The organism is Acidobacteriota bacterium (assembly GCA_009838525.1).
In the GTDB taxonomy this organism is placed as follows: domain Bacteria; phylum Acidobacteriota; class Vicinamibacteria; order Vicinamibacterales; family UBA8438; genus VXRJ01.
In genome coordinates, this window is the sequence record VXRJ01000038.1 from 203,127 (window position 1) to 227,503 (window position 24,377).

Sequence of the window (24,377 nt, forward strand, 5' to 3'; positions counted from 1 at the left end):
GCGGCCTAGCGTTCCTGCGCGCGCTGGCCGCTCAGCGAGTTCGGTACGGCGTAGTTGCCCTCGTGACAGGCGTACTCGTACTGCAGGTACTCGTTGTCCCGCTTGTAGTTGAACGCCACGGTCCAGGGCGCCGTGTAGGTCTCGGGATCGTCGACCCGCAGCTCGTAGCGAAGGGTGTCGTTGTCGAGCAGCGTGAACCGTTCGACGACATGCCGCGCCTCCGTCTGCGGGGCGCGCGATCCGGGTCCGCGCTGGTTCTCGACCACCTTGAAGTTTCGCGATTCGACGACCAGCGTGTTGTCTTCCCAGCGGGCGCGCGGGTCGCCGTTCCAGAGCCGGATCGCCGAGTCGGCGGGCGGGCCGGCGTCGATCGGAATGACCCGCGCGTTGTGGATCATCTCGCTCAGGATGACGACGTGGTTCGGTGTGTGGAAGAACATCTTGCCGTTGTTGTACGCGGTCGGCATCATGATGCCGTAGGTGCCGCGCGACAGGCAGCGGTCACCGGTCTCCATCGTCGAGTACGAATCGTGCAGGTGCTCGCGGTGCCATGCCACGCTCGCCTGGGCCTTCTCCGTCATCGCCGGCATCTTGCCGCTGGCCGGCTCGATCAGCAGGGCCGGCGCATCAATGCCGGACGGCTCCTTCCAGAACCAGTCGAACCAGTAGTTGGCGTAGGCGCCGACTCCGCGGCTGTTCTCGTGACCCTGCCACGTGACTGACTTGCGCTGGTCGGACCGCTCCTGCACCAGGGCCTCGATGTCTTCCTGGCTCACCTCGCGGCCGGCCAGCGCGTCGGGCAACTCGAGCGGGATGTGTGCGGAGCCGACGTTGTTCCAGGTGCCGTTCAGATCGGGCTGGCCGTCGGCGAGCCGGGGCGGATCCCAGTCGCCGTTGCCGTTCTGCGCGGCTGCCGGGGTTGCCGCGCCAGTCGCCGCGATTGCCGCCACCGCCGCCGCGGCCGTGAGCCGGAGGATCAGTCGGAACATGGTGAACCTCGCTTTCGGGCTGATGATACTGCGATCCGGCGCGTCCCGTGCACTGGCCGGCGCCCGTTCTTGCGCCGCCTACCGGCGAGCGGTATCGTAGCCGCAGGCGGACGGCTCAACCGGGAGGAAGGATCACCATGGGCGCACGAAGCGATGATTGCTGCGGTCGGTCGGTCGTGACGGCGCTGGCGGTGCTGCTCGCCCTCTTTGTGGCGGCGCCGGCGGCGGCCCAGGAATTCCGGACGCCGTGGGGTGATCCCGACCTCGAGGGGACCTGGTCCTACGCGTCATTGACTCCCCTGCAGCGGCCCGCGAGCATGGGAGAGCGGGAGCACTACACGCCGGAGGAAGCGGCGCAGCGGAACATCGAGGTGACGCAGGATCGCGAGCCGCCCCCGGGTAGCGTCGGGTCCTACAACGCCCTCTGGTTCGACCGGGGCCGGGTCAGCCCCGACCTGCGGACATCGCTCATCACCGACCCGGCCGACGGGCGCCTGCCGGTCCGGCCGGAAACCACCGCCAAGCAGGAGGCGGCGCGCGCCTACAGCCGCGAGCATCCGGCGGACTCCTGGCTCGACCGGAGCAACTGGGATCGCTGCATCACCTATCACGGCGTGCCGCCGGTATCGACCGGCTACAACAACACGTACCACATCGTGCAGACGCCGACCCATGTGGCGATTCGGGTGGAGAACATCCACGACGTCCGGATCATCCCCATCGATGGCCGGCCCGCCCTGACGGATTCCATTCGGCAGTGGAACGGTGATTCGCGCGGCCGCTGGGAGGGCGACACGCTGGTTGTCGAGACCCGCAATTTCAGCTCGCAGACGCAGCACCGGTTTCCGTCGTCTCCCGAGACGGTGGCGGTGGAACGGTTCCGCCGCCTCGACAACGACACCATCGAGCACACGTTCTCGATCGAGGACGATTCGGTCTACACGCGGCCGTGGACGGCGATGCGGCACATGCCGCGCATGCCCGACTACATCATCTATGAGTACGCCTGCCACGAGGGGAACTACGCAATGACCAACATCCTCCTGGCGGAGCGGTCGCGGGAGGCGGAGGGACGCTGACGCTTCGGGCGCTCCTTGAAGGCCGCGCGCGAACGACGCCGGCCGCGCCCTTCGTCATCTTCGACGGCCTGGACGGGCGGGTCACGACCCGGACCTACCGCGAATTCGACCGGGAGGCGAACCGGGCCGCGCACCTCCTGGCGCGCCTGGGTATCGGCCGGGGCGACACGGTCACGCTGCTCCTGTCCAACTGCCTGGAGTTCCTGTACCTCTGGTTCGGCGCCGCCAAGCTCGGCGCCGTCATCGTCCCCGTCAACACGGCGTCGTCGGTCTCGGAGCTGGAGTACCTGGTGGTCCACTCCGAGAGCCGGCTGATCTTCACGCAGGCTGACCAGGCGGACGTCGCCCGGCAGGTGCGGGAGCGGTGTCCGCGCGTGGAAGAAGTGGCTATCTGCGGGGCCGGAGCCCCGTCACCCGCGGTCGACTTCGGCCGGCTCGCGGCGGAGTGTCCCGAGACGGCGCCCGAGGGGCCGGCGCCCTCGCCCACGGACGAGGCCGCCATCCTCTATACGTCCGGGACGACGGCGCGTCCCAAGGGCGTGCTCGTCACGCACGCCAACTACCTCTGCGCCGGCGAGACGGTGGCGCGCGCGGTCCGGCTGACCGCCGCCGACCGCCACCTGGTCGTCCTGCCGCTGTTTCACGGCAACGCCCAGTACTACTCGACGATGAGCGCGCTGGTAACCGGCGCCAGCATGGCGCTCATGGCGCGGTTCAGCGCGAGCCGCTACTTCGATCAGGCGATTGCCCACCGGTGCACGGTCTCCAGCCTGTTCGCGGCGCCGATCCGCATGCTGCTGGTCCAGCCGCGGCGGCCGGAGCATGCCGTGAACGACCTGCGCGTCGTGATCTTCGCGCAGAGCGTGACGCCGGCTCAGCTCGCGGAGTGGGACCAGCGGTTCCGCGCGCCGCTGCTGCAGCTCTGGGGGATGACCGAAACGATGGGGCCGCCGCTCATCAACCCGCTCGACGGCGAGCGGCGCAACCAGTCCATGGGGCTGCCGGCCCCGGTTACGCGACCCGACTCGTTGACGAGGGCGGCCGTCCCGTCGCTCGTGGCGAGATTGGACAGATCGTCGTGCGCGGCGAGCCGGGCGTGTCGCTGATGAAGGGCTACTACCGGAATCCGGACGCCACGGCCGAGACCATCCGGGACGGCTGGCTGTGGAGCGGCGACAACGCACGGCAAGACGCCGACGGCTACTACCATTTTGTCGACCGCGCCAAGGACATGATCAAGCGGTCGGGAGAGAACGTCGCCGCGAGCGAGGTGGAGGCGGTAATCCGCGAGCATGCCGACGTCTTCGACTGCGCCGTCATCGGCGTGCCCGACGAGATGCGCGACGAAGCCATTCTCGCCGTCGTCGTGCCGCGAAGCGGGGCGGGGAAGCCGCCCGCGGCCGGATTGACAGAGGAAGCGGTGATCGACTGGTGCCGCCAGCGCCTCGCCGGCTTCCGCGTCCCGCAGTTCGTGCGGTTCCGGGCGGAGCTTCCGCGAACCGCGGTCGGCAAGGTGCAGAAGCACGTCCTCCGGGCTGAGGTCGGATCGGCGCCTCCGGCCTGAGCGGATGAGCGGCCGGCGGGTTGCATCCACGGTGCGGGTGCGCGAAGATGCGGGAGCGGACCGTGGCGGGTTCGCACCGGAGGAGGTGGCTCATGGAGCGTCGAACTCGAACGGTAGTCGCGACGGTGGTGACGGCCATGGCGTGCATGCTGCTGGCTCCGTTCCCGGCAGCCGGCCAGGGCGGGCTGCGCACTCCTTGGGGCGACCCGGATCTGCAGGGTCTCTGGACCGGTTCGACACTCACGCCGCTGGAGCGGTCACAGGCATTTGCGGGCCGCGAGTTCCTGACCGAGGAGGAAGCGGCGGAACTCGAGCAGCGCGCCGACAGCAACCGGTTCGTCGAGCGTGAGGTGCGCGAGGGGGATCCCGGCACCTATAACCAGATCTGGTTCGATCCCGGCACGCGGCTGGTGCCCGACCGACGCACCGCCCTGATCACCGACCCGCCCGACGGCCGCATCCCGTATACCGCGGAGATGCGCGAGCGCGAGCGGCTGCAGGTGGCCTACCGGGTGAACGGCGCGCGCTACTCCTGGGTGGACGTCGATACCGGCGAACGCTGCATGACGGACGGCGTGCCGATGTTCTGGCTCGGCTACAACCCGAATCACCTGATCGCGCAGACGCCCGACCACGTCATCATCCTGCACGAGATGTTCGGCGACCGGCGCATCATTCCCCTCGGCGACGCGCCGTCAGGGACAGTCCGGCAATGGAACGGCCACATCCGCGGCCACTGGGAGGACGACACGCTGGTCGTGGAGTCCACGCACTTCGTCGACGGGACGGCGAACCGCTGGGCGGCGACGTGGCGCATGCCGACCGAGACCATGCACCTCGTCGAGCGCTTTACGCGCGTCGACGCCACGACTCTCGAGTACGAGTTCACCCTCACCGACCCGGCGAAGTTCACCCGTTCCTGGAGCGTCCGGCTGCCGCTGACCACGAACCAGGCGTCCCGCGGCGTCACTTCCGGGCCGCTCTACGAGTACGCCTGCCACGAGGGCAACTACAGCCTCATGAACGTGCTCAGCGGCGCCCGGGCCGAGGATCGGGCTCGCGCCGCGGGCGGCGGGCAGGAGTGATCGCACGAAGGCGTCCGCGTCTTTGTCATTGCGCTATGTATCTTGCGAAATACATGTGTGGGTGACGCGGAGTATGGACATCTTGCTGTCACAGCTCAGGAGTGAGAGGATGGAGTTATGGCAGTTGCGCCGGTTTCGGTATTGCTCAAGCTTCCCGGCTCTGAACGGGCCGCTCTGGCGATGGCGCTGTGGGACAGTCTTACCGACGCCGAGCGTGAGGCGGAGCTTGTCCTGACCCCGGAGCAGGAGTTGGAGTTGGACCGGCGCTGGGCTGCGCATCTCGAAGACCCCGCCTCGGCGATTCCCTGGGCCGAAGTGCGCCGTCAGCTTCTCGGTAGCCGGTGATATGTTCTGTCCGGTTTCTGACCGAAGCAGCCGCTGAGGCTTCGGATGCGCTCCGCTGGTACGAGAGTCGACGTTCCGGTCTCGGAACGGAGTTTGTAGAAGCCGTGGACCACACCGTGTCACGAATTGCGGAGAATCCCGTGGCGTTCCCCAAGGTACGGGGAGAAGTTCGTCGAGCGGTGCTGTCACGCTTTCCGTACGCCGTCTATTTTCGACTGGTTGGCGACGCCGTCGTTGTGCTCGCCGTGCTCGGTCGCCAACATCCCGAACGCTGGCAGTCTCGCGCATAGTCATCTCCACGTTCGTCACGCCGTCAGCCCGTGGACTTCCACAGGTCACCGCGTAGCGGCTCATCTGGCTGGCGAGGATAAGCCCGCGCGGGAGATCGCGCAGCGCGTCGCCACACGACAGCACCGACTACAGCAACCAGCAGCAGGACGGCGGCCAGCACCAGTAGCGGCGCGACAAGCGCCAGCACCGACAACCCGGCCGCGGCGCCGTTCTCGCCGGTCGACACCACCGGCGTTCCCAACCCCGCGGTCATCGCGGTCGTCGCTCCACGCACCAGTGCTGTGCCCGCCCGGACGAGACCCGCCGTCCCGCCGCCGGCGACGGCGGCCAGGGTCCACTGGAGAAGTGGCGACGTGGTCTCGATGCTCGCGGCCGACACCATGACGCCCGCGACCACCGCCATCGGCATGGCCACCGTATCGAGCAGGTTGTCGAGCCAGGGGATGTAGTACGCGCCGATCTCGAACACCACCGCCGCCGTAAGGGCCAACAGGGCCGGAGTGTCCGCCATCCATTCGAAACCGGCGCCTAGCTCGAGGAAGCCCGCCCGGGCGGCCAGTCCCATGACGAGAACCGGCAGGAACACCCGAATGCCGCAGGCCGCGGCCAGCCCCACTCCGAGACCCAGGCTCAGCACGAACTCCATGGTCAGGGCAGCGCGAACGTCACCAGCACGTTGCTCCCGAGCGGCGCCTCGAGTTCCGGCGCATACGTGGCGATGCGGTCGCTGAAGCCGCCGACCGGCACGGTGACGTACTGGCGTCCGTCGACCTCGTAGGTGACCGGGTAGCCGCTGATCTGGCTGCCGAGGATGGTCTCCCACAGCACGTCGCCGGTCTCGGCGTCGAAGGCGCGCAGCCGGCGGTTGGAGTCGCCGAAGAAGACGACGTTGCCGGCCGTGGCGAGCGTCGACCCCGCGTTCGGCGCGCGCTGGCCGTAGCGCCAGACGGCCCGCCCGGTGGCGATGTCGAGGGCCCAGACTTCGGTCAGGTCGCCGTCCTCTTCACGCCCCGGTTCGGGCACGGAGAACCGCGGACTCGTGCCGGAGACGCTCCGCTCGTTCGCGGTCTGATTGAGGCACGAGCGGTTGATCGGGATGTAGAGGAGCTTGGTGACCGGACTGTAGGACCACGACCACCAGCCCTTGATGTTGTGGCCGCAGATGATGAACTGCTCCCCGAATTCGCGCGCCACCAGGTCCATGTTGATGGTTACCGCGCCGGTTTCGACGTCCACGTCGCTGATGATGAAGCGCTCGGTGTCCTCGTAGGGGAACGGCGTGGCCCAGAGGAACTCGCCGGTCTCGCGATCATTGACGAACAGGCCGCCCGGCTCGCCCATCACCACGACGACCTTGCGTTCCTCGGCGGTGCCCGCGATGGCCGGATTGATCCACCGGACGGCTTCCGGATCGGGGTTGACCACCGTATCGATCAGGGTCCGTTCCTGCACGAAGTCCTCGTCCCAGTCGTCGCACGGCAGGTACTGGTAGTACCAGTCGATGGCGCCGGTCTCCGCGTTCATGGCGATGGTCGAGTTGGAATAGAGCTCGCACGGCGTGGTGTCGCCCACGTCCCACGTGCCCCGGCGGGCCAGCCGCGTGTAGGGAAGCGGCACGGCGATTCCCCAGAAGACGAGGTTCAGCTCGGGGTCGAAGCTGCCGGGGAGCCCCCACGGCGACACGTGGACGCGGTTGGCGGTCGGCAGGTTGCCCCAGGTCTCGCCGCCCGGATCGTCGGCGCCGGCCGCGGTATACGTCCGCCACTGCTCGTCGCCGGTCGAGGCGTCGTGGGCGGCGACGAAGCAGCGCGGCTCGAGGCGGGCCGGACTGCACGTGCGGCCGCTCATCACCTGGCCGTTGATGATCATCGCCCCCGACGAATGGCTGATGCCCGTGCGGAAGTCGGCCGTCTCGACGTCGAGGGCCACCTCGCCGGTTTCGGCGTCGAGGGCGACGATGTGCGCGTCGGCGGTCAGGTGATAGATATAGCGATCGTAGATCGCGAGGTTGCGGGTCCTGCTGCCGTACTGGGCGTGCTCCCGGATGTCGGGCGGGAGGTCGCGCTGGTAGTCCCAGATGCGGTCGCCCGTCGTCGCATCGAGCGCCTCGATGTGGTCGTAACCGGGATGAGCGATGTACATCACGCCGTCGTAGACCAGCGGACGGATCTGCTGGGGTCCCTCGTCCATCGCGCGCATCCAGGCGAGCTGCAGCTCGCCGACGTTGTCGCGCGTGATCTGATCGAGGGGGCTGAAGGCCTGGAAGTCGTACGTCCGGTGCACCATCAGCCAGTCGGCCGGATCCGGGTCGCGCAGCATCTCGTCGGTGATCGGGACGAAGCTCTGGGCCTCGACGGTAGTGGACAGCTCGTGTGCGGGGAGCGGCAACTCGAAATCGCCTCCGAACAACCAGAGGCCGACGGCAAGGGCCGCACCAAGCGATGCGTGGGACAGGGACTTCGTCATGGTGTCGCTCCTTCCCGTTTCGTGGTCAAATCCGGCATCACCGAGCGCACGCCGCGCGATCCGAACGCTCCATGATGCCGTACTCCCGGCTCTTGCGCGCGAGCACGTTCTGTCGCGCCGCCCCGTCCAGCGACCCGCGCGGCCTGGTTCTCGCGCCCATGCGCTCGGCGCGTCAGGAGACCGCGTAGCCCAGCGTCCGGGCGATGTTCTTCAGCAGGCTGAGAATGGCCGGGTCGCCCAGCGCACGATGAAACCTCGGATGTCCCGGGGTTGCGCCGGCCGCCTCAGAGCGATCCGTCAGGACCATCGCCGGGCGGTTGGCGTGCATCGATGACGGGTAACGAAGCCCAACGGTCGCGGGGTAGGAATCGTAGCATCCACGCGCCCAGTTCCGGGCCGTGGATCGAGCGCCCGTCATCAGACCCATCGATGCGCCCGCGCGGGTGGTGAAGGAGCCGGTGAGATCGAGGAGCGGCAGCGGGACCGCAGTGTCGAACCCGACAAGCCAGGGTTCCTTGTGCCAGCGATTGATGACGCGGGTGTGCTGGAAGACCTCGGCGAAACAGGTCGCTGGATCACATGCCGCGTAGAGAACGGCCCGGTCCTGGTATGTCGCCGGTTGGCCGAGGTGGTGATCGAATCGGGCGGCAGTCGGCCCTGCGTGTCTGAAATGATCCCACCGCGTGGGATGTCGCCCGGCGCGGAAGTAGATCCGCCACACCGGCGCGCCGGTGGGCAGTGTGTGCACATCCGGTTTCAGCGCATCGAGCCGGGTGATCTCGGGAGTGCGTGGAACCTTGGGCACCGGCCCATCACAAAGCGCCTGCCATCTCTACGACAGGCGCCGGATCCATGCCGGCCCTCAGCCAGTCGAGCGGAGTGAGCGCCTGGCCGTCCGGCGCCTCCAACTCCGGGTCGGGAGTCGTGAACCAGCGCAGCACCGAGACCGCATCGAGTGTGTTCGGCACGGCTGCGTTCACGGCCCCGATGTTCGGCACGAGTCCATCGTGACCGAACTGATGAACCGGGATCGTCCATCGGCCGTCGATCCGGACCGCGTGCAACGTGCGCTCGCGGATCATCTGGCGCACGCGAACCGGCGTGATCCCCCCGAGGCGTGCCGCGGCCTGGGCCGGCGTGAGACCCGTTGCCAGGATCGCACCGAAGGCGGAGACGTAGGTCGCCATGGGATCATCGCGGTCGGGGTGTTCATCGACGTCAGCGCCGGCCTGTTGCAGCAAGGCGATTTCCGGCGGCGTCAACTCGTGGGCCGACGGTCCGTACAGCGTGCGGCGCATGCTGTCGATCGCCTGTTGAAGTGCTGCGTTCAGGATTCTCGGCGGCCGGGCTGCAAGGCCGTGCATCTGGAAATAGCGATCGTTCGCCGGGTGAGTGCGTTGTTGTGGCATCGTCGAGACTTGCTTTCGTCTCCTTTCGTCAAAAGCAAAGGGAATAGTGCCATCTTCGATCGACCGGTCGCAAGCATCTGGAACCGGGGATGGTTGGTGCGGAAGGGGGGATTTGAACCCCCACGAGCCGAAGCCCACAAGCTCCTGAGGCTTGCGCGTCTGCCAGTTCCGCCACTTCCGCGAGAGTGAGGACTGTGAGGAAAGGGCAGTATAACACCGCTCCGAATCGGGCCGTTCCGCCTATACTCGAAGGGTCTGCTGTCTAACGAAGGAGATTCACCAGTGGCACTGTCACGTGGCGCGCGCTTCGTTCTTCTGTTCATCACGCTGGCCGTCATCGTGTCGATCGGCGGCATGGCGATGGGCTACTACATGGTCTCGCGGGGGCCGCAGGTCGAATCGGAATCGGTGCTCTGGTTGCGCGTGCCGCCGGTGCTGACCGAGCGATCGCCCGACGACCTTCTCGGCCTGCTGAGCGGCGACGGGGGCTCCACGGTGGGGTCGATCGTCGGCGCCCTTCGCAAGGCGAAGGTGGACGATCGGGTGACCGCGGTGGTCCTGGCGCCGTCTCCCGGTATTGCCTCGTGGGCCGCGATGCAGGAGATCCGCGACGCGGTGGCCGACTATCGCAAGTCGGGCAAGCCCATCGTCGGCTACGTCGAGTTCGGTCTCGCCCCGGCGTATTACCTGGCGTCCGCCTGCGACGAAGTGGTCATGACCCCGAGCAGTCCGCTGATTCTGGTCGGCGTCGCGGCGTACGAGATGTTCCTCCGCGGGGCGCTCGACAAGCTCGGGCTCGAGGCGGACATGGTGGCGGCCGGCGACTACAAGACGGCGATCAACGGCTACACCGAGACGACCTTCACGCCGGAACACCGCGAGGCCACCGACGCGCTGGTCCGCGACCTGTACGAGCAGCTTGCCGACGGGATCGCGGAGGGGCGGGGCATGACTGCGGCTCGCGTCCGCGCCCTGATCGACGAGGGGCCGTTCGTTCCCGCCGACGCGGTGCGCCATGGCCTGGTGGACGAGCTGGCCTACGAGGACGAGCTGCTCGCGCGCCTCGCGCCGGACGACGACGAGCCCGCCACCATCGACGCCGGGGAGTACCGGCGCGTGAGCGCCCGCAGCCTCGGGCTGGGCGGCGGGCCGCGCATCGCGGTGGTGTACGCGGAGGGCCCGATACTCATGGGATCGGCTGGAGGCGCCCTGCCGGGCATGTCGTCGATCATCGGATCCCGCTCGACGTCCCGGGCGATCCGCCAGGCGCGCGAGGACGACTCGATCGAGGCTATCGTGCTCCGCGTCAACTCGCCGGGAGGCGACGCGACGGCGTCCGACATCATCTGGCGCGAGCTGGTGCTGGCGCGCGACGAAAAGCCGCTGGTCGCCTCCATGTCCGAAGTGGCCGCCTCCGGCGGTTACTACATCGCCGCCCCCGCCCATTCCATCGTGGCGCAGCCCGGCACGGTCACCGGGTCCATCGGCGTATTCGCCGGCAAGTTCGCCGCGCGGGGCGCTCTGGAGAAGCTGGGGGTCGGCATGGAGGGCGTCACCTACGGCGCCCAGGCCGATCTTCTCTCGCCGGTCGATCGGTTCAGCGAGGCCGGGCGCGCGTCCATGCAGGCGCAGGTGGACGACATCTACGAGCGGTTCCTGCAGGTGGTGGTCGACGGCCGGGAGATGAGCCGCAACGACGTGCATGCGGTGGGCCAGGGACGGGTCTGGACCGGGCGGCAGGCGCTGGATCGGGGCCTGGTGGACGAGCTGGGCGGCTTGCGGGAAGCGGTCGAGCTGGCCAAGGCGCAGGCGGGGATCGACGCGGATCGCGACGTGACGCTGGTGACGTACCCCGCTGCCCGTTCGCTCTTCGATGCGTTGCGGGTCGGGGTGCGGACGTGGTCCACGCTCGGCGGGGCCGCCGCCTGGGCGGAGGGGCCGGAAGCCGAGACCGCGCGCACGCTCTGGTGGCAGGCGCGTCTGGCCAGCCGGGGCGCACCCCTGCTGCTGATGCCGCCCCTGCTCGTTCAGTAGCCGCTCAGGCCTGGCCGAGCGCGAGGTCGAGCACGGCCTGATCGATGGTGATCTCCAGCCGCTGCTTGACCTGGTCGAGGTAGGCGGTGAAGAACTGGTTCTGACGCTGCACGGTCAGTTCGTCGCGGATCGTGTCGCGGTTCTGAGCCAGATCGTCGACCGTCGCCTCCTCGCGCTCGGCCAGGTGGACGATGGCGACCGCGTTGCCGGCCTGCACCACGTCGCTCACCGCTCCCGGCTGCATGTCGAAGGCGACCGTTTCCAACTCCGGACTGAAGCCCACCTGGGGCAGCGAAGCCCCGCGCGCGACCAGCTCGCTCGATCCGACTGACAGCTCCGCCGCCTCCGCCGCGGCGACGAAATCCTCCGCCTCGCGAAGCGTCGCGAGCGTCTCGGTGGCCCGCTCGCGCGCCAACGTGAGGGCCTTCTTGCGGATCACGTCCTCCTGGACCTGGTCGCGCACCTCGTCGAGTTCCGGGATGTACGGGTCCTGCACTTCCGTGACGGTGACGAACGCCGGACCGGCCGGCGACGGAATCGGCCCGGCGATGTCGCCCACCTCGAGACTGAAGGCCTCGGCCGAAACCTGCGGCGCAAGGCCCAGGCCCAGGATGGGCTCGCCCTGCGCGGCGAAACCCGACTCCTGCATCAGGTAACCGCGCGCCATGGCGGCGCGCTCGAGCGCTTCCGGCGAGTCCGCCTCGACCGCGACGGCGCGCGCGAGCGCGTTGACTCGCGCCAGGGACTGCTCCTGCTTCAGCGTGTTCTCGATGGCGGCGCTCACCTGCTCGAACGGCTGCGTGACCTCGTCCACCTTCTCGGTGACGTGGATCACGTGGAAGCCGAACGGACTCCGAACCGGGTCCGAGATCTCGCCGGCCGCCATCGCGAACGCCGCCGCCTCGAACTCCGCGACCATCCGCCCGCGGTCGAACGTTCCCAGATCGCCGCCGTCGGCCGCGTTCGCTTCGTCCTCGGAATGTTCGCGCGCCAGCTCGGCGAAGTCCGCGCCTCCGCGCGCCTCGGCGGCCAGCTCGGCGGCCCGGGCCTCCACGTCCGCTTCCTCCTCGTCGTCGTCGACCCGGAGCAGGATGTGGCTCGCGCGCACCTGGCCCGGCGTCCGGTACTGCTCGATGTTGGCGTCGTAGTACAGCCGCACTTCGTCGTCGGCGAGGGTCAGGCCGTCGCGGATGGCGATCTGATCGATCAGCAGGAACCGCATCCGGCGCTTCTCCGGGATCTCGTAGGTCGCCTGCTCCTCCGCGAACTGCGCCGCGATGTCGTCGTCGGTCGCCTCCAGGCCCTCGCGGAAGTCGATTTCGCGGAAAGCCACCACATCCACCCGTACGCGCTCGTTGCGGCGGCGGTGTTCTGCTTCGACCTCGGCATCCGACACGCTGACCCAGCCCGTGATGGCCGCCTGCAGGCGCTGGAGCATGATCTCGTTCCGGATGTCCTCCTCGAACTGGGACGGATCGATCGGCGGCCGCTGCGCCGCGAGCAACTGGCGGTACTGCTGTTCGCCGATGAACTGCCCGTTTACCTGGAACGCGGGGATCGACAGAATCCGTTCGCGCACTTCCGCGTCGCTCACTTCGATGCCGAGGCGTCTCGCTTCATCGAGCGCGGCGTGGCCGTCTATCATCTGCTGCAGCACCTGACGGTCCAGGCCCAGTGAGCGGATCAACTCGTCGGAGACGTTGCCGCCCATCTGCAGGCGGTACTGCTGGAGTTGCTGCGCATAGAGCTGTTGGAAGTCGAAGCGGAGGATCTCGCGGTCGCCGACCCGTGCGAGCACCTCGTTCGGCATTCCGACGCCCCCGGACTGATCCATGAAGCCGGGGACGTACAGGAAGATAAAGGCGAGAACGACGGCCGCCAGGCTCCACTTGAGCCATCCCTTGTGCCGCCGCATCCGATCGAGCATGGTCATGGCCCCATTTTACTATCAGGCCGCATCAGGCGGCGTGGTTCGGTGGGCAGACACCGGCGCCGCTGCGCGCCGCGGCCGCACGCCCGCCGCTGCACGCCGATGCCGGGTCGGTGTAGAATCTTCCGGCGGAACCAGACCCGCCAGTCAGGAGAAGCGATTCTCGCACAGTTCGCCGTGCCTGCCCTGGCACACTTCCCCGGTTTGCGGGGACACCCTCGCCGGCCGGAGAAGATCGTCGCCATGATGCGGTCGGCGCAGTCCTCGCCCGACCCCGCATTCGTCGCCCGCACGGCGTTCGCTCTGGGCACGATCGCGCTGGAAACTGCCAGGCGCCTCGAACGGGCGGAGACGCTCTCCCTGACCGACGACCTGACCGGCCTGCCGAACGGCCGCCTTTTTCGAAGGGCCGTCGGCTCCGCGCTCTCGCCGGGGGCAGGCGCGGGCGGTCCGGTTTCGCTGCTGTTGATCGATCTGGATGATTTCAAGTCCGTGAACGATCGTTATGGTCATCCGCGGGGCGACCGGGTGCTGGTAGAGACGGCGGCGTTGCTGCGCACGGGTACGAGAAGGTCCGATCTCGTCGCGCGGGTCGGCGGCGACGAGTTCGCGGTTCTCCTGCCTGCCACCGGCCGCGCGGGTGCGGCGGCGGTGGCGGCTCGGCTGCACCGGCAGATCGGCAGCCACCGGTTCCTGGGCCGCGCGCGGTTCGCCGCGCGGGTCACGGCCTCGATCGGAACCGTCACGACGCGCGCCGGCCTGCCGGCGGGCGCCGTCGTGCAGATGGCTGACGACGCACTGTATCGGGCCAAGCACCGGCGGCGCTCCCGTGGGACGCTCCGGATGAAGGAGCGTTGATGTTCGAGATGTTGTCGTTTTTATCGACCGACCTGGCAATCGATCTGGGGACCGCGAATACGTGCGTCTTCGCCAGCGGCAAGGGGATTGTCGTAAACGAGCCGTCGATCGTGGCCGTCAACCGTATGACAGGGAGCATCGAAGCGGTTGGCAACGAGGCGAAGCGGATGCTCGGACGCATGCCGGGCGGCATGGACGCGGTCAAGCCGATGCGCGAAGGCGTCATCGCCGATTTCGAGGCCGCCGAGCAGATGCTCTCGTACTTCATCAAGCGGGCGAACAACAGCTTCCTCGTCCGCCCGCGGGTCGTCATCGGCATCCCGTCCGAGGTCACGCAGGTGGAGCGGCGCGCCGTCAAGGACAGCGCGTTCCGCGCGAAGGCGAGCGAGGTCTACCTGGTCGAGGAGGCGGTGGCCGCAGCCGTGGGGGCCGGGATGCCGATCACCGAACCGTTCGGCAACATGGTGATCGATATCGGCGGCGGAACCACCGACATCGCGGTCATCTCGCTCGCCGGCGTGGTGTACAGCCGGGCCGTCCGCGTGGCGGGGAACGAGATGGACGACGCCATCATCCAGTACGTCAAGCGGGAGCACAGCCTGCTGATCGGCGAGCGGACGGCGGAGGAAATCAAGATTGAACTCGGATCGGCCTCCGAGCTGGACGAACCGATGACGCTGGCGATCAAGGGCCGCCACCTAGTGAAGGGCGTGCCCCAGACGGTCACGCTGACCGACGGCGAGATCCGGGAGGCCATTTCCGACCAGGTGGACATCATCGTCGAAGCGGTGCACGATGCGCTGGAGCAGACGCCGCCGGAGTTGTCGGCCGACATCTCGGACCGCGGCATCATGATGACCGGCGGCGGGGCCATGCTGAAGGGTCTCGATCGGCGGATCACCGCCGCGGTCGGCGTGGGGGTCACCCCGGCTGATGATCCCCTCTACTCGGTGGTGAAGGGGGCCGGCGAGATGCTGAACGACCTGGGCCTGCTCCGGAAGATCGCAGTGGGTTGAGCATGGCGGGGACGGGAGCCTGAACCGTGTTAAGGAGGCATCGAACCGCATCGGTGGTGCTGGCGGTGCTGCTCGGCCACGTAGTGCTGATATCCGCCCAGCTCACCGTCCAGTCGGGGAGAACCCTGCTCGACGCGACGATCTTCGGCACCCTCAGCGAGGCGCAGCGGCTGGTGGCGGGCGCCACCGGCCTGGTGCGGGGCGCCTGGAACGGCTACGTCGGCCTGCACACCGTCAGCCGGACGAACCGCGACCTGGAAGCGGAAGTGGCGGCGCTTCGCCTGCAGCTACAGGAGCAGCACGCGCTCGTGCAGCAGGCGCGCGGACTGGAGCGCCTGCTCGAGTTGCGCCAGTCGGTCGATCTCGACACGGTCAGCGCCCGCGTGATCGGCGCCGACGCATCCCCCTGGTTCCGAACCCTGACGATCGACCGGGGCAGCCGCGATCTCGTCGACGCGGACCTGGCGGTGATAGCCCCCGCCGGCGTCGTCGGCCGGGTTGTCGGACGTCCGGGCCTGCGCGCCGCGCAGGTGCAGCTCCTGATCGACCGGAACGCGGCGGCGGGCGCCCTGATAGAACGGACGCGCGCCGTCGGGATCGTCGTCGGCCAGGACGATCCGGCGGTCTTCTCGATGGAGTACGTATCCAACCAGGAGGACGTCGCGGTGGGCGATCGCGTCATCGCGTCGGGCGCCGACGGCATCTTCCCGCACGGTTTCACCATCGGAACGGTGGCGGAAGTGTCGCGCGGACCGGAGCTCTACAAGAACATCCGGGTCACTCCGGCGGTTGATTTCACGCGGCTCGAACAGGTCCTGGTGGTGATGGACAACGCCGGAACCCAGGTGGCGGAGGGGCTCCGATGAGGGTCGGCCGGATTGGCCTGGCGATCCTCGCGGCGCTGGTGGCGCAGACGACCATCGCCTGGCTGCTGGGGAGCGCCCGGGCGAACGTCGACCTGCCGCTCGTGGTGGTCGTCCTGGCGGGGCTTGACGGCGGACCGTTGACGGGGTTCCTGACCGGCGCGATCGCCGGCTGCGGGCAGGACTGGCTGTCGGGCGGAATCGTCGGCGTCAGTGGCGTCTCGAAGAGCCTGGTCGGGCTGGCGACGGGTATGGTCGCCACGTACGTCTACACGACGGGAATCCTGTTCCAGGGACTGGCTATCGCCGTGGCCACGGTCGTGCACATATGGGCCTTTGTCGCCCTCTATGCGCTCATGCCGCAGGCGGGGCCGTCCGGCTCGTGGGACGTCGTCCTGATGCAGACTCTGGCGAACGCCGCGGTCGGACTGGCGGTGCTGGCGGTGGTCCGGTACGGCCCCTGGCCGCCCGACGCCGAAGAAATGCAGCGCCGGACGCGGCAGAGCGCCTCGTAGCGCCGGCGCGGAGCGAGACAGGATTTGGCATACAGACTGTCGCCGTCGATCGAGCAGGCCACGCGGGCGGACGCCCGCCGCGTCGGGTTCCTGCTGATCGGCTTCCAGGCGAGCGTCGCACTCGTCTTCGTCGGCGTCCTGACCGCTTTCTGGTACTTCCAGGTCAGCCAGCACGAGCGCTTCCTGCTCCGCTCGGAGAACAACTACCAGCGGCAGCTCGACCTGCGGGCGCCGCGGGGCGTCATTCTGGACCGCGACGGCCGGGTCCTGGTGGAGAACCGCGATACGTCGAACATCTCCCTGATCCGTGACCAGGCGGAGCAGATCGACGAGTCGATAGCGACGCTCTCGCGGGTCACCGGGGTCGACGTCCAGGCGGTGCGGGATACGCTGGAACGCCATCGGAACGTCCCTTCGTCACGACCGGTCGCCGTCGTGCAGAATGCGTCGCTCGCCCAGATTGCGTCGGTCGCGGCGCGCCGTCTGGAGCTGCCGGGAGTCGTGGTGGAGCAGACGCCGAACCGCTACTACCCGGCCGCCGATCTGGCCGCCCATTCCTTCGGCTACGTCGGAGAAATCACCGAAGGGCAGCTCGATCAGGAGCAGTTCGCCGGGCTCCGGAGCGGCGACATCATCGGCCATGCCGGGGTCGAGCGCACCTACAACCACCTGTTGATGGGGACGGACGGCCAACGCCACATCGTCGTCGACAACATCGGCCGGGAGTTCGAGGTCGTCAGGGAGACGCTCCCGGTCGAAGGTCATCAGTTGCGGCTCACCATCGACTACGACCTGCAGAAGGCGGCGGAAGACGCCTTCCGGGCGGCCGGCTTCAACGGGGCGGCGGTGATGCTCGATCCGTGGAGCGGCGACGTTCTCGCGCTGGTCAGCCTGCCGGCCTACGACCCGAACGCCTTCGCCAACGGCATCGACGGCGCCGCCTGGACGGCGCTCAACCGCGACCGGTTGAAGCCGCTGCAGAACCGCGCCCTGCAGGGCCGCTACTCGCCCGGATCGACGTTCAAGATCGCGATGGCCGTCGCGGCCCTCGAGGAAGGGGTGATCGACCCCGACTTCAAGGTTGCCTGCCACGGCGGCGGTACGTTCTACGGCCGGTTCTATCGCTGCCACGCGACGCATGGCGTGGTCGGGATGGAGGAGGCCCTCGAGAAGTCGTGCAACACGTACTTCTACACGCTGGGCCAGCAGCTCGACGTCGATCAGATTCACAAGTGGTCGACCGCGCTCGGCCTCGGCGAGCTGAGCGGGATCGACCTGCCGTACGAGGTCCAGGGCCTGGTCCCGTCGCGCGCCTGGAAGCAGGAGGCGACCGGCGAGCGCTGGTATCCGGGCGAGACCATCTCGGTCGCGATCGGTCAGGGGCAGGTGTCGGTGACGCCGATGTCGCTGGCGGTGATGATGGCGACGGTGGCGAACGGCGGCCAGCGGGTCACGCCGCGGCTGCTCGACGCCTGGAACGACGGCAGCGGCTGGCAGAGAGCGTCCAATCCGTCGATGGCGTCGATCGTGCGGATGTCGCCGCAGACCATCGAGACGCTCCGGACCGGCCTCTGGAACGTCGTCAACCGGGAGGGGACGGGCCGGCGCGGCCGGATCCGCGGGCGTGACGTCATCGGGAAGACCGGCACCGCGCAGGTCATCTCACTCGACGGCCTGGAAGCGGCGGGGGAGACCGATCGCGATCTGCGCGACCACGGCTGGTTCGTCTTCGCCGCGCCGCGGGACGTCCCGCGTGTGGCCGGCGTGGTCTTCGCCGAGCATTCCGAACATGGCTATCTGGCCGCGCCCATCGCCCGCCACCTGATGGAGACCTACTTCGCCAAGGCGGAGGGTGAACCCTTGCCGGTGCTCCCGCCGCCCGCGCCGCCGGCGCGGCCCGCCGTCGGGCCGGACCGGGCGGACGTCCCGGCGGGCGGATCGCCGGCCGAACCGCCCGCGCTGCCGGGCGGAGAACCGGTGGCGGCGGGAGACCTGGTCGGGGCGGGAGGTGATCCGTGATCGTCGACCGCCGGCTCCTGGCGCATTTCGACTGGCCGCTCCTCACGGCGCTCGGCCTCCTGAGCCTGCTCGGCCTCCTGATGATTTACAGCGCCACCTACGATCCCGCGACCGGCCAGGCGGGACCGCAGGTCCTGCGGCAGCTCGTCGCGCTGGTGATCGGCTTCGCCGCGCTCGCCGCCTGCCTGGCGTTCGACTACCGGGCGCTCATCGAACGGTCGGCGCTGCTATACGGCGGCCTGCTGGCGGCGCTGGCGCTGACGCTCGTCGCCGGCGTCGAGCAGGGCGGCGCGCAGCGATGGCTCAACCTCGGGGTCGCCACGATTCAGCCGTCGGAATTCGCCCGGGTCGTCCTTGCGCTGGTCCTGGCGATGCTGCTGGTCCGCTCGCGCTACCGGCAGCGGACCACCGGCGACTGGGTCCTCGCCTGCGTCGTGGTCGCGATACCCGTGCTCATGATCATGCAGCAGCCCGACCTGGGGACCGCGGCCACCCTGCTGCCGGTCGGACTGGCCATGGCCCTCATGGCGGGCATGCGGTTCCGCGTGCTGGGCGCGCTGGCCGTCGTCGCCATCCTCGCCGCGCCGGTCGTCTGGGCCTACGGCCTCGAGGACTACCAGCGGACGCGCGTCGCCAGCTTCCTGGATCCGGAGCGGGATCCGCGCGGGGCCGGCTACCAGCAGATTCAGGCGCGGATCACGGTCGGCGCGGGGGGGCTGACGGGACGCGGCTTCCTGCAGGGGACGCAGAGCCAGTACAACTTCGTCCCGGCCGCGCACACGGACTTCATCTTCTCCGTCCTCGCGGAGGAGCATGGGTTCCTGGGGGTGGTCTTCGCCCTGGGGCTCTACCTGTTCGTGATCCTCAGGTCGCTGCAGGCGGCCCGAGTTTCGGAAGATCGCCTCGGCGTGCTGCTCGTGGCGGGCATCATGGCGGGATTCACGTTCCAGGTGGTCTACAACGTCACCATGTCGGCGGGCCTGTTGCCGGTGAAGGGGCTCACGCTGCCCCTGCTGAGCTACGGGCGCTCGTCGGTAATCGCAACACTCATCGGGTTCGGGCTCATCCTCAACGTGAGGATGTACCGGTTCTCAAAGTACTGATTCCCAGTACTGATGAAACTATCGACGGCTCGGCGCAACGCGGCGCACGGCGGCGTCAGGAGGGTGAGCGCAGTGGACCTGCGCGCCCGGGACGCCTGCCGGTCGCCGCGGCCGGGCCGCCAGGAGATCGCACTGCATGAACAAGGAGTTGATTGTGTCGTCGTCCGGCCGGGAAGTGGCCGCGGCGATTCTGGAGAATGATCAGGTTGCCGAGATCTACATCGAGCGGGAAAGCCAGCGCGGCGTCGCCGGCAACATCTACAAGGGGCGCGTCCGCAAGGTCCTCCCCGGGATGCAGTCGGCGTTCGTAGATATCGGCCTCGAACGTGACGCCTTTCTCTACGTCTCGGACGTCCTGGACACGATCGAGGAGTTCGAACGGCTCGAGTCGGGCGACAGCGACGACGATCCCCCCGCCGGCGACGGCGCTGGCGCCGATGACGCCAGCGGCAACGGCAGCAACGGCGGTAGCGGCGGCAACGCCAACCGGGGCAACGGCGGCAAGGCCAAGCCGACCGGCCGCGTCCGCGCCACCGGCCAGAACAGCGCCGACCAGAAGATCGAGAACCTCCTGAAGGGAGGTCAGGAAGTGCTGGTGCAGGTGGTGAAGGAGCCACTCGGCACCAAGGGCGCGCGCGTCACCTCGCACGTCAGCGTCCCGGGGCGCTTTCTCGTCTTCATGCCGGCCGCCGATTCCGTGGGCGTCTCGCGCAAGATCGACTCGCGCGAGGAGCGCCGGCGGCTGCGCGGCATCATCAAGTCGTTCCGGGAGGAGAACGGGTTCCCGGGCGGCATCATCATCCGGACCGCCGCGGCCCGGCGCTCCACCGAGGACATCGAGGGCGACCTGCGCTACTTCAACGAGCTGTGGACCGAGATGCGCGAGCAGATGGACTCCAGGCGCGCTCCCGCGGTGCTGCACCGCGAGGAGAACCTGGTGGCGAAGCTGCTGCGCGACCACCTAACGGACGACTACTCGGCGATCCGGATCGACGACACGCGCGAGCACGATCGCGCGCGCGGGCTGGTCGAACGGTTCATGCCGTCGCTCGCGCCGCGGCTCCAGCACTACACGAAGACGTTTCCCATCTTCGAGGAGTACGGCGTTCAGTCGGAGATCGACAAGGCGCTTCGAAGCAAGGTGTGGCTGAAGTCGGGCGGCTACATCGTGATCAACCAGACCGAGGCGCTGGTCGCCATCGACGTCAACACCGGCCGCTACGTCGGAAAGAAGAGCAGTGGTCTCGAGGAGACGATCGTTAAGACCAACCTGGAGGCGGCGGCCGAGATCGTCAGACAGATCCGGCTGCGCGATCTCGGCGGGATCATCGTCCTCGACTTCATCGACATGGACGACCGGAAGAACCGCCTGAAGGTGGCCCAGGCGTTCGAGCAGGAGATGCGGCGCGACCGCGCGCCGTCGAAGACCGCGCACGTCTCGGACTTCGGCCTGATCATCGTCACGCGCAAGCGCGTCCGGCAGAGCCTGGAACGGCAACTGACCGATCCCTGCCCGTACTGCTCCGGCAGCGGCGTCATCAAGTCCACGTCAACGATCTGCCACGAGATCTTGGCGGAGATGCAGAAGGCGGGCCCCGACCTGCACGGCCGGCCGGTTCAGCTACGGGTCAACCCGGACATCGCCCGGATCCTCCGCAAGGAGGAGCAGGGCGTCCGGCGCGACATCGAGAAGCTACTGGGGAGCGCCCTGACCATCGAGGCGGACGACCGGCTGCATCACGAGCAGTTCGACGTCATGGCCTGGTAGCGCGGGATCAGCGGCTGGGCGTCTTGCGCCAGATCTCGTGGATGGCGTCGGCGTTGATCAGCTTGGTCGCATAGGCGATCTGGCCGACGTGCAGCGCGTAGTGGCTCACCTGCAGCGTGATCACCTCGGCCAGGGTCATCGGCTCCGGCGTTTCCTCCGTCACCTCCAGCAGCCGCCCCGGATCGAACCCCCGGAGCGCGGCGTCCGCTTCCTCGATGGCCTGGTCCAGGTTGGCCCGCAGCAGGGCGGCCGGCAGCTCGCGGCGCTCCGCGAACTCGGTGCGGCGGTCGCGGACGAAATCGCTCCCGCCGATGATGCGGCCGATGTAAAAGCGGGTGGATCCGGTGCAGTGGAGCACCAGGTTGCCGATCGCGTTCGACTTCTCGTTCGGGCGCCACCAGATCTGTTCCGGCCGGAGCGCGCCGATACACGCGCGCACCTGCCCCGTCAGGTGGACGCAGAGCCGCGAGCGCGCGATGTCGACGAAGGCGGCGTCGGCGGAGGTGGCGGGATCGGTCATGGCGTGATCCTAGCAGCCCGTGGTGAAGCCCTGCGTGGCACCGCGAGCGGCGAGGCGCCCGGCTGACAAGGCTAACTGCGGCGCTGCGCCGTGGGGTAGGCTTCCCCGGATGCGCACCGCTTCCGAAGGGCCGAGAGGATGACGGCGGCGGGGAGGCTGCGCCTCGGCGCCGGCTTCGGGGCGGCGGTCCTGGCCCTGGCCGCGTTCGCGCTGGCATCGTCCCTGCCGGGGCCGGTGCGCGCGCTGATGGGGATCGCCGCGTTCATCCTGACCGCGGTCGCCTGCTCGGCGAACGCCGCGGCCATCCGGTGGCGGACCGTCGCGTGGGGCATCGGCCTGCAACTGGCCCTCGGGATCTTCATCCTGAGGTTCAGCATCGGCGGCGTCCGGCCGGGCTACGCGGCCTTCTCGGCCATCGCGGATGTCGCGACCGCGTTCATGGGCTTCACCAGCGCCGGGTCGGAGTTCGTCTTCGGCGTGCTGGCCGATCCCGCCGCGATGGAGCAGGTCTTCCCGACCGGCCTGGTGCTGGCGTTCGCCGCCCTGCCGATCATCATCTTCGCGTCGTCGGTCTTCACCGTCCTCTACTACCTCGGCATCCTGCAGGTGGCGGTCAGCCTGATGGCCCGCGCGATGATGCCGCTGATGCGCACGAGCGGCGCGGAGTCGCTCTCGGCCGCCGCGAACGTCTTCCTCGGGCAGACGGAGGCGCCCATCGTGGTCCGCCCGTACATCCCCGCCATGACGCAATCCGAGCTGCTCGCCCTCATGACGGGCGGGCTCGCGACCATCGCCGGCAGCGTCTTCGCGATCTACGTCAGCCTGGGCGCGGATCCGGTGGCGATGCTCACCGGGAGCGTGATGGCGGCGCCCTGCGGCCTCTACCTCGCGAAGATCCTGCTGCCCGAGACCGACCAGCCGGCGACGGCGGGCCGGGCCGTGATCAGCCGCGAGCGGCAGCACGTGAACCTCGTCGACGCCGCCGCGTCGGGCGCGGCCAGCGGCATGCAGCTCGCCTTCAACGTCGCGGCGATGCTGATCGCCTTCCTCGCGTTCATCGCGATGATCGACGCCATGCTCGGCTTCGTCCGGCCCGGCCTGTCGATGGCCGGGATCTTCGCTTTCCTCTTCGCGCCGGTCGCCGCCCTCCTCGGCGTGCCGCCGGCCGACATCCCGGCCGTGGCGGATCTCCTCGGCACGAAGCTCGTGACCAACGAATTCGTCGCCTACGTCAAGATGGGCGGCGAGTACGCGACGACCCTGAGCGACCGCGGGCGGACGCTGGTGACCTTCGCGCTGACCGGCTTCGCCAACTTCGGCTCCATCGGGATCGTCCTCGGCGGCATCGGCAGCATGGCGCCCGACCGGCGCGTCGACCTCGCGCGGCTGAGCGGCCGCGCCCTGCTCGCCGGGTTCACCGCCACGATGATCAACGCCTGCGTCGCCGCCCTGCTGCTGTAGGCTGATCAGCACGATGTTGCCAACCGTCGAATGGAAGGACGACCACGTCGTGATGGTCGATCAGCGGAAGCTGCCGGCCCACGAGGTCTACGTCGAGCTGAAGACGGCGCGCGAGGTGGCGCGCGCCATCGAGCGCATGGTGATCCGCGGCGCCCCCGCCATCGGCGTCGCGGCGGCGATGGGGCTGGCCCTCGGCGTCGTGAAGTCCCGCGCCACGGGAAGCGCGACCCTCGCCGGCGAGTTCTACCGGCAGTGCGAGATGATGGCCGGCACCCGTCCGACCGCCGTCAACCTGTTCTGGGCCATCGACCGGATGAAGCGCGTCTTCTCGGAGGCGGCGCGGGCGGGCCGGTCGCCGGCCGAGATCCGCGCCATCATCGTCGCCGAGGCGCGGGCGATCCACGACGAGGACGTGGACTGCTGCCGGACGCTGGGCCGCCACGGCGCGGCGGTGGTGCCCGACGGCGGGCAGGTCCTGACGCACTGCAACGCGGGCGCGCTGGCGACCGGCGGCTACGGCACCGCACTCGGCGTGGTCCGGGCGGCGGTCGAGGCGGGCAAGCGCATTGCCGTCTACGCCGACGAGACCCGGCCGTTCCTTCAGGGGGCGCGGCTCACGGCGTGGGAGCTGCTGCGCGACGGGATCGACACCACCGTCATTACGGACGGCATGGCGGGGCCGCTGTTGCGGAGCGGGAAGGTGGACGTCGTGGTCGTCGGGGCGGACCGGATTGCGGCGAACGGCGACGTCGCGAACAAGATCGGCACCTACACCGTCGCCGTCCTCGCGCGCGAACATGGCGTGCCGTTCTACGTCGCGGCGCCGACGTCGACCGTCGATCTCGCGACGCCGGACGGCTCCGCGATTCCCATCGAGGAACGGAACGAGCGCGAAGTGACCCACGTCGGGTCGTCGCGCGTCGCCCCGGAGGGCGCGGGGGTGTGGAACCCCGCGTTCGACGTGACGCCGCACGCCCTCGTGGCGGGCATCATCACCGAGCAGGGAGTCTGCCGGCCGCCCTACGGCGAGAGCCTGCGCGCCGCGTGCGAGGCCGTCTGACG

At 68.9% G+C, this 24,377-nt stretch carries 23 protein-coding genes and 1 tRNA gene; 16 read left to right on the forward strand and 8 right to left on the reverse strand.

The window, feature by feature from the left end; genetic code table 11:
• Window positions 1-5: 5 nt before the first annotated feature.
• A complete protein-coding gene (locus F4Y45_18390) occupies window positions 6-989 on the reverse strand; it encodes a hypothetical protein (protein MXY26476.1) in 984 nt (327 codons plus the stop codon).
• Between the two features lie 137 nt (window positions 990-1,126).
• Here F4Y45_18390 and F4Y45_18395 point away from each other — a divergent pair, with 137 nt between their 5' ends.
• From F4Y45_18395 to F4Y45_18420, 6 genes are all read left to right on the forward strand, one after another.
• Window positions 1,127-2,068: a hypothetical protein gene (locus F4Y45_18395; protein MXY26477.1), complete on the forward strand. Its 942-nt coding sequence runs from the start codon at window positions 1,127-1,129 to the stop codon at window positions 2,066-2,068.
• Window positions 1,996-3,174, forward strand: coding sequence for an AMP-binding protein (locus F4Y45_18400; protein MXY26478.1), 1,179 nt, complete (start codon window positions 1,996-1,998; stop codon window positions 3,172-3,174). Before F4Y45_18395 ends, F4Y45_18400 begins: the two co-directional genes overlap by 73 nt.
• A complete protein-coding gene (locus F4Y45_18405) occupies window positions 2,955-3,632 on the forward strand; it encodes an ATP-dependent acyl-CoA ligase (GenBank protein ID MXY26479.1) in 678 nt (225 codons plus the stop codon). The genes F4Y45_18400 and F4Y45_18405 overlap by 220 nt, the downstream gene beginning before the upstream one ends.
• Window positions 3,633-3,724: 92 nt before the next feature.
• Complete coding sequence (locus tag F4Y45_18410) at window positions 3,725-4,717, forward strand: hypothetical protein (GenBank protein MXY26480.1); 993 nt, start codon at window positions 3,725-3,727, stop codon at window positions 4,715-4,717.
• Window positions 4,718-4,834: 117 nt separating this feature from the next.
• Complete coding sequence (locus F4Y45_18415; GenBank protein MXY26481.1) at window positions 4,835-5,062, forward strand: addiction module protein; 228 nt, start codon at window positions 4,835-4,837, stop codon at window positions 5,060-5,062.
• A complete protein-coding gene (locus F4Y45_18420) occupies window positions 5,059-5,352 on the forward strand; it encodes a type II toxin-antitoxin system RelE/ParE family toxin (protein ID MXY26482.1) in 294 nt (97 codons plus the stop codon). Before F4Y45_18415 ends, F4Y45_18420 begins: the two co-directional genes overlap by 4 nt.
• A 23-nt stretch (window positions 5,353-5,375) precedes the next feature.
• Here the strand turns inward: F4Y45_18420 and F4Y45_18425 are convergent, their stop codons facing one another.
• From F4Y45_18425 to F4Y45_18445, 5 genes are all read right to left on the reverse strand, one after another.
• Window positions 5,376-5,999: a DUF4126 domain-containing protein gene (locus F4Y45_18425; GenBank protein ID MXY26483.1), complete on the reverse strand. Its 624-nt coding sequence runs from the start codon at window positions 5,997-5,999 to the stop codon at window positions 5,376-5,378.
• 2 nt (window positions 6,000-6,001) lie between these two features.
• Complete coding sequence (locus tag F4Y45_18430; protein ID MXY26484.1) at window positions 6,002-7,819, reverse strand: PQQ-binding-like beta-propeller repeat protein; 1,818 nt, start codon at window positions 7,817-7,819, stop codon at window positions 6,002-6,004.
• Between the two features lie 172 nt (window positions 7,820-7,991).
• Window positions 7,992-8,624 (reverse strand): RES family NAD+ phosphorylase, encoded by a 633-nt coding sequence (locus F4Y45_18435; GenBank protein MXY26485.1) that lies wholly within the window; start codon window positions 8,622-8,624, stop codon window positions 7,992-7,994.
• Window positions 8,625-8,631: 7 nt separating this feature from the next.
• Window positions 8,632-9,228 (reverse strand): helix-turn-helix domain-containing protein, encoded by a 597-nt coding sequence (locus F4Y45_18440; protein MXY26486.1) that lies wholly within the window; start codon window positions 9,226-9,228, stop codon window positions 8,632-8,634.
• Between the two features lie 94 nt (window positions 9,229-9,322).
• Window positions 9,323-9,409 (reverse strand) — tRNA-Leu (locus tag F4Y45_18445).
• A gap of 101 nt (window positions 9,410-9,510) precedes the next feature.
• On the opposite strand from F4Y45_18445, the gene sppA reads away from it, so the two are divergent.
• Window positions 9,511-11,262, forward strand: coding sequence for a signal peptide peptidase SppA (gene sppA, locus F4Y45_18450; GenBank protein MXY26487.1), 1,752 nt, complete (start codon window positions 9,511-9,513; stop codon window positions 11,260-11,262).
• Window positions 11,263-11,266: 4 nt separating this feature from the next.
• On the opposite strand, the gene F4Y45_18455 is transcribed toward sppA, so the two are convergent.
• On the reverse strand, window positions 11,267-13,195 hold the full coding sequence (locus tag F4Y45_18455; protein ID MXY26488.1) for a hypothetical protein: 1,929 nt from the start codon (window positions 13,193-13,195) through the stop codon (window positions 11,267-11,269).
• A 99-nt stretch (window positions 13,196-13,294) separates the two neighbouring features.
• Here F4Y45_18455 and F4Y45_18460 point away from each other — a divergent pair, with 99 nt between their 5' ends.
• From F4Y45_18460 to F4Y45_18490, 7 genes are all read left to right on the forward strand, one after another.
• Complete coding sequence (locus F4Y45_18460) at window positions 13,295-14,050, forward strand: GGDEF domain-containing protein (protein ID MXY26489.1); 756 nt, start codon at window positions 13,295-13,297, stop codon at window positions 14,048-14,050.
• Window positions 14,050-15,066 (forward strand): rod shape-determining protein, encoded by a 1,017-nt coding sequence (locus tag F4Y45_18465; protein MXY26490.1) that lies wholly within the window; start codon window positions 14,050-14,052, stop codon window positions 15,064-15,066. The genes F4Y45_18460 and F4Y45_18465 overlap by 1 nt, the downstream gene beginning before the upstream one ends.
• Before the next feature lie 26 nt (window positions 15,067-15,092).
• Window positions 15,093-15,932: a rod shape-determining protein MreC gene (gene mreC / locus F4Y45_18470; GenBank protein MXY26491.1), complete on the forward strand. Its 840-nt coding sequence runs from the start codon at window positions 15,093-15,095 to the stop codon at window positions 15,930-15,932.
• On the forward strand, window positions 15,929-16,444 hold the full coding sequence (locus F4Y45_18475; protein ID MXY26492.1) for a hypothetical protein: 516 nt from the start codon (window positions 15,929-15,931) through the stop codon (window positions 16,442-16,444). Before mreC ends, F4Y45_18475 begins: the two co-directional genes overlap by 4 nt.
• Window positions 16,445-16,468: 24 nt before the next feature.
• A complete protein-coding gene (gene mrdA, locus F4Y45_18480; protein MXY26493.1) occupies window positions 16,469-18,463 on the forward strand; it encodes a penicillin-binding protein 2 in 1,995 nt (664 codons plus the stop codon).
• Entirely contained in the window at window positions 18,460-19,566 is a 1,107-nt protein-coding gene (rodA, locus tag F4Y45_18485; protein ID MXY26494.1) for a rod shape-determining protein RodA, read from the forward strand. Before mrdA ends, rodA begins: the two co-directional genes overlap by 4 nt.
• A gap of 136 nt (window positions 19,567-19,702) precedes the next feature.
• Entirely contained in the window at window positions 19,703-21,334 is a 1,632-nt protein-coding gene (locus F4Y45_18490; GenBank protein ID MXY26495.1) for an Rne/Rng family ribonuclease, read from the forward strand.
• Between the two features lie 7 nt (window positions 21,335-21,341).
• On the opposite strand, the gene F4Y45_18495 is transcribed toward F4Y45_18490, so the two are convergent.
• Window positions 21,342-21,854: a DUF664 domain-containing protein gene (locus F4Y45_18495; protein MXY26496.1), complete on the reverse strand. Its 513-nt coding sequence runs from the start codon at window positions 21,852-21,854 to the stop codon at window positions 21,342-21,344.
• A gap of 234 nt (window positions 21,855-22,088) precedes the next feature.
• Between F4Y45_18495 and F4Y45_18500 the strand changes: the two genes are divergently transcribed.
• Together F4Y45_18500 and mtnA are read left to right on the forward strand one after the other, a co-directional pair.
• A complete protein-coding gene (locus tag F4Y45_18500; GenBank protein ID MXY26497.1) occupies window positions 22,089-23,315 on the forward strand; it encodes a NupC/NupG family nucleoside CNT transporter in 1,227 nt (408 codons plus the stop codon).
• Between the two features lie 13 nt (window positions 23,316-23,328).
• Window positions 23,329-24,375 (forward strand): S-methyl-5-thioribose-1-phosphate isomerase, encoded by a 1,047-nt coding sequence (mtnA, locus tag F4Y45_18505; GenBank protein ID MXY26498.1) that lies wholly within the window; start codon window positions 23,329-23,331, stop codon window positions 24,373-24,375.
• The last annotated feature ends 2 nt before the right edge of the window (window positions 24,376-24,377 follow it).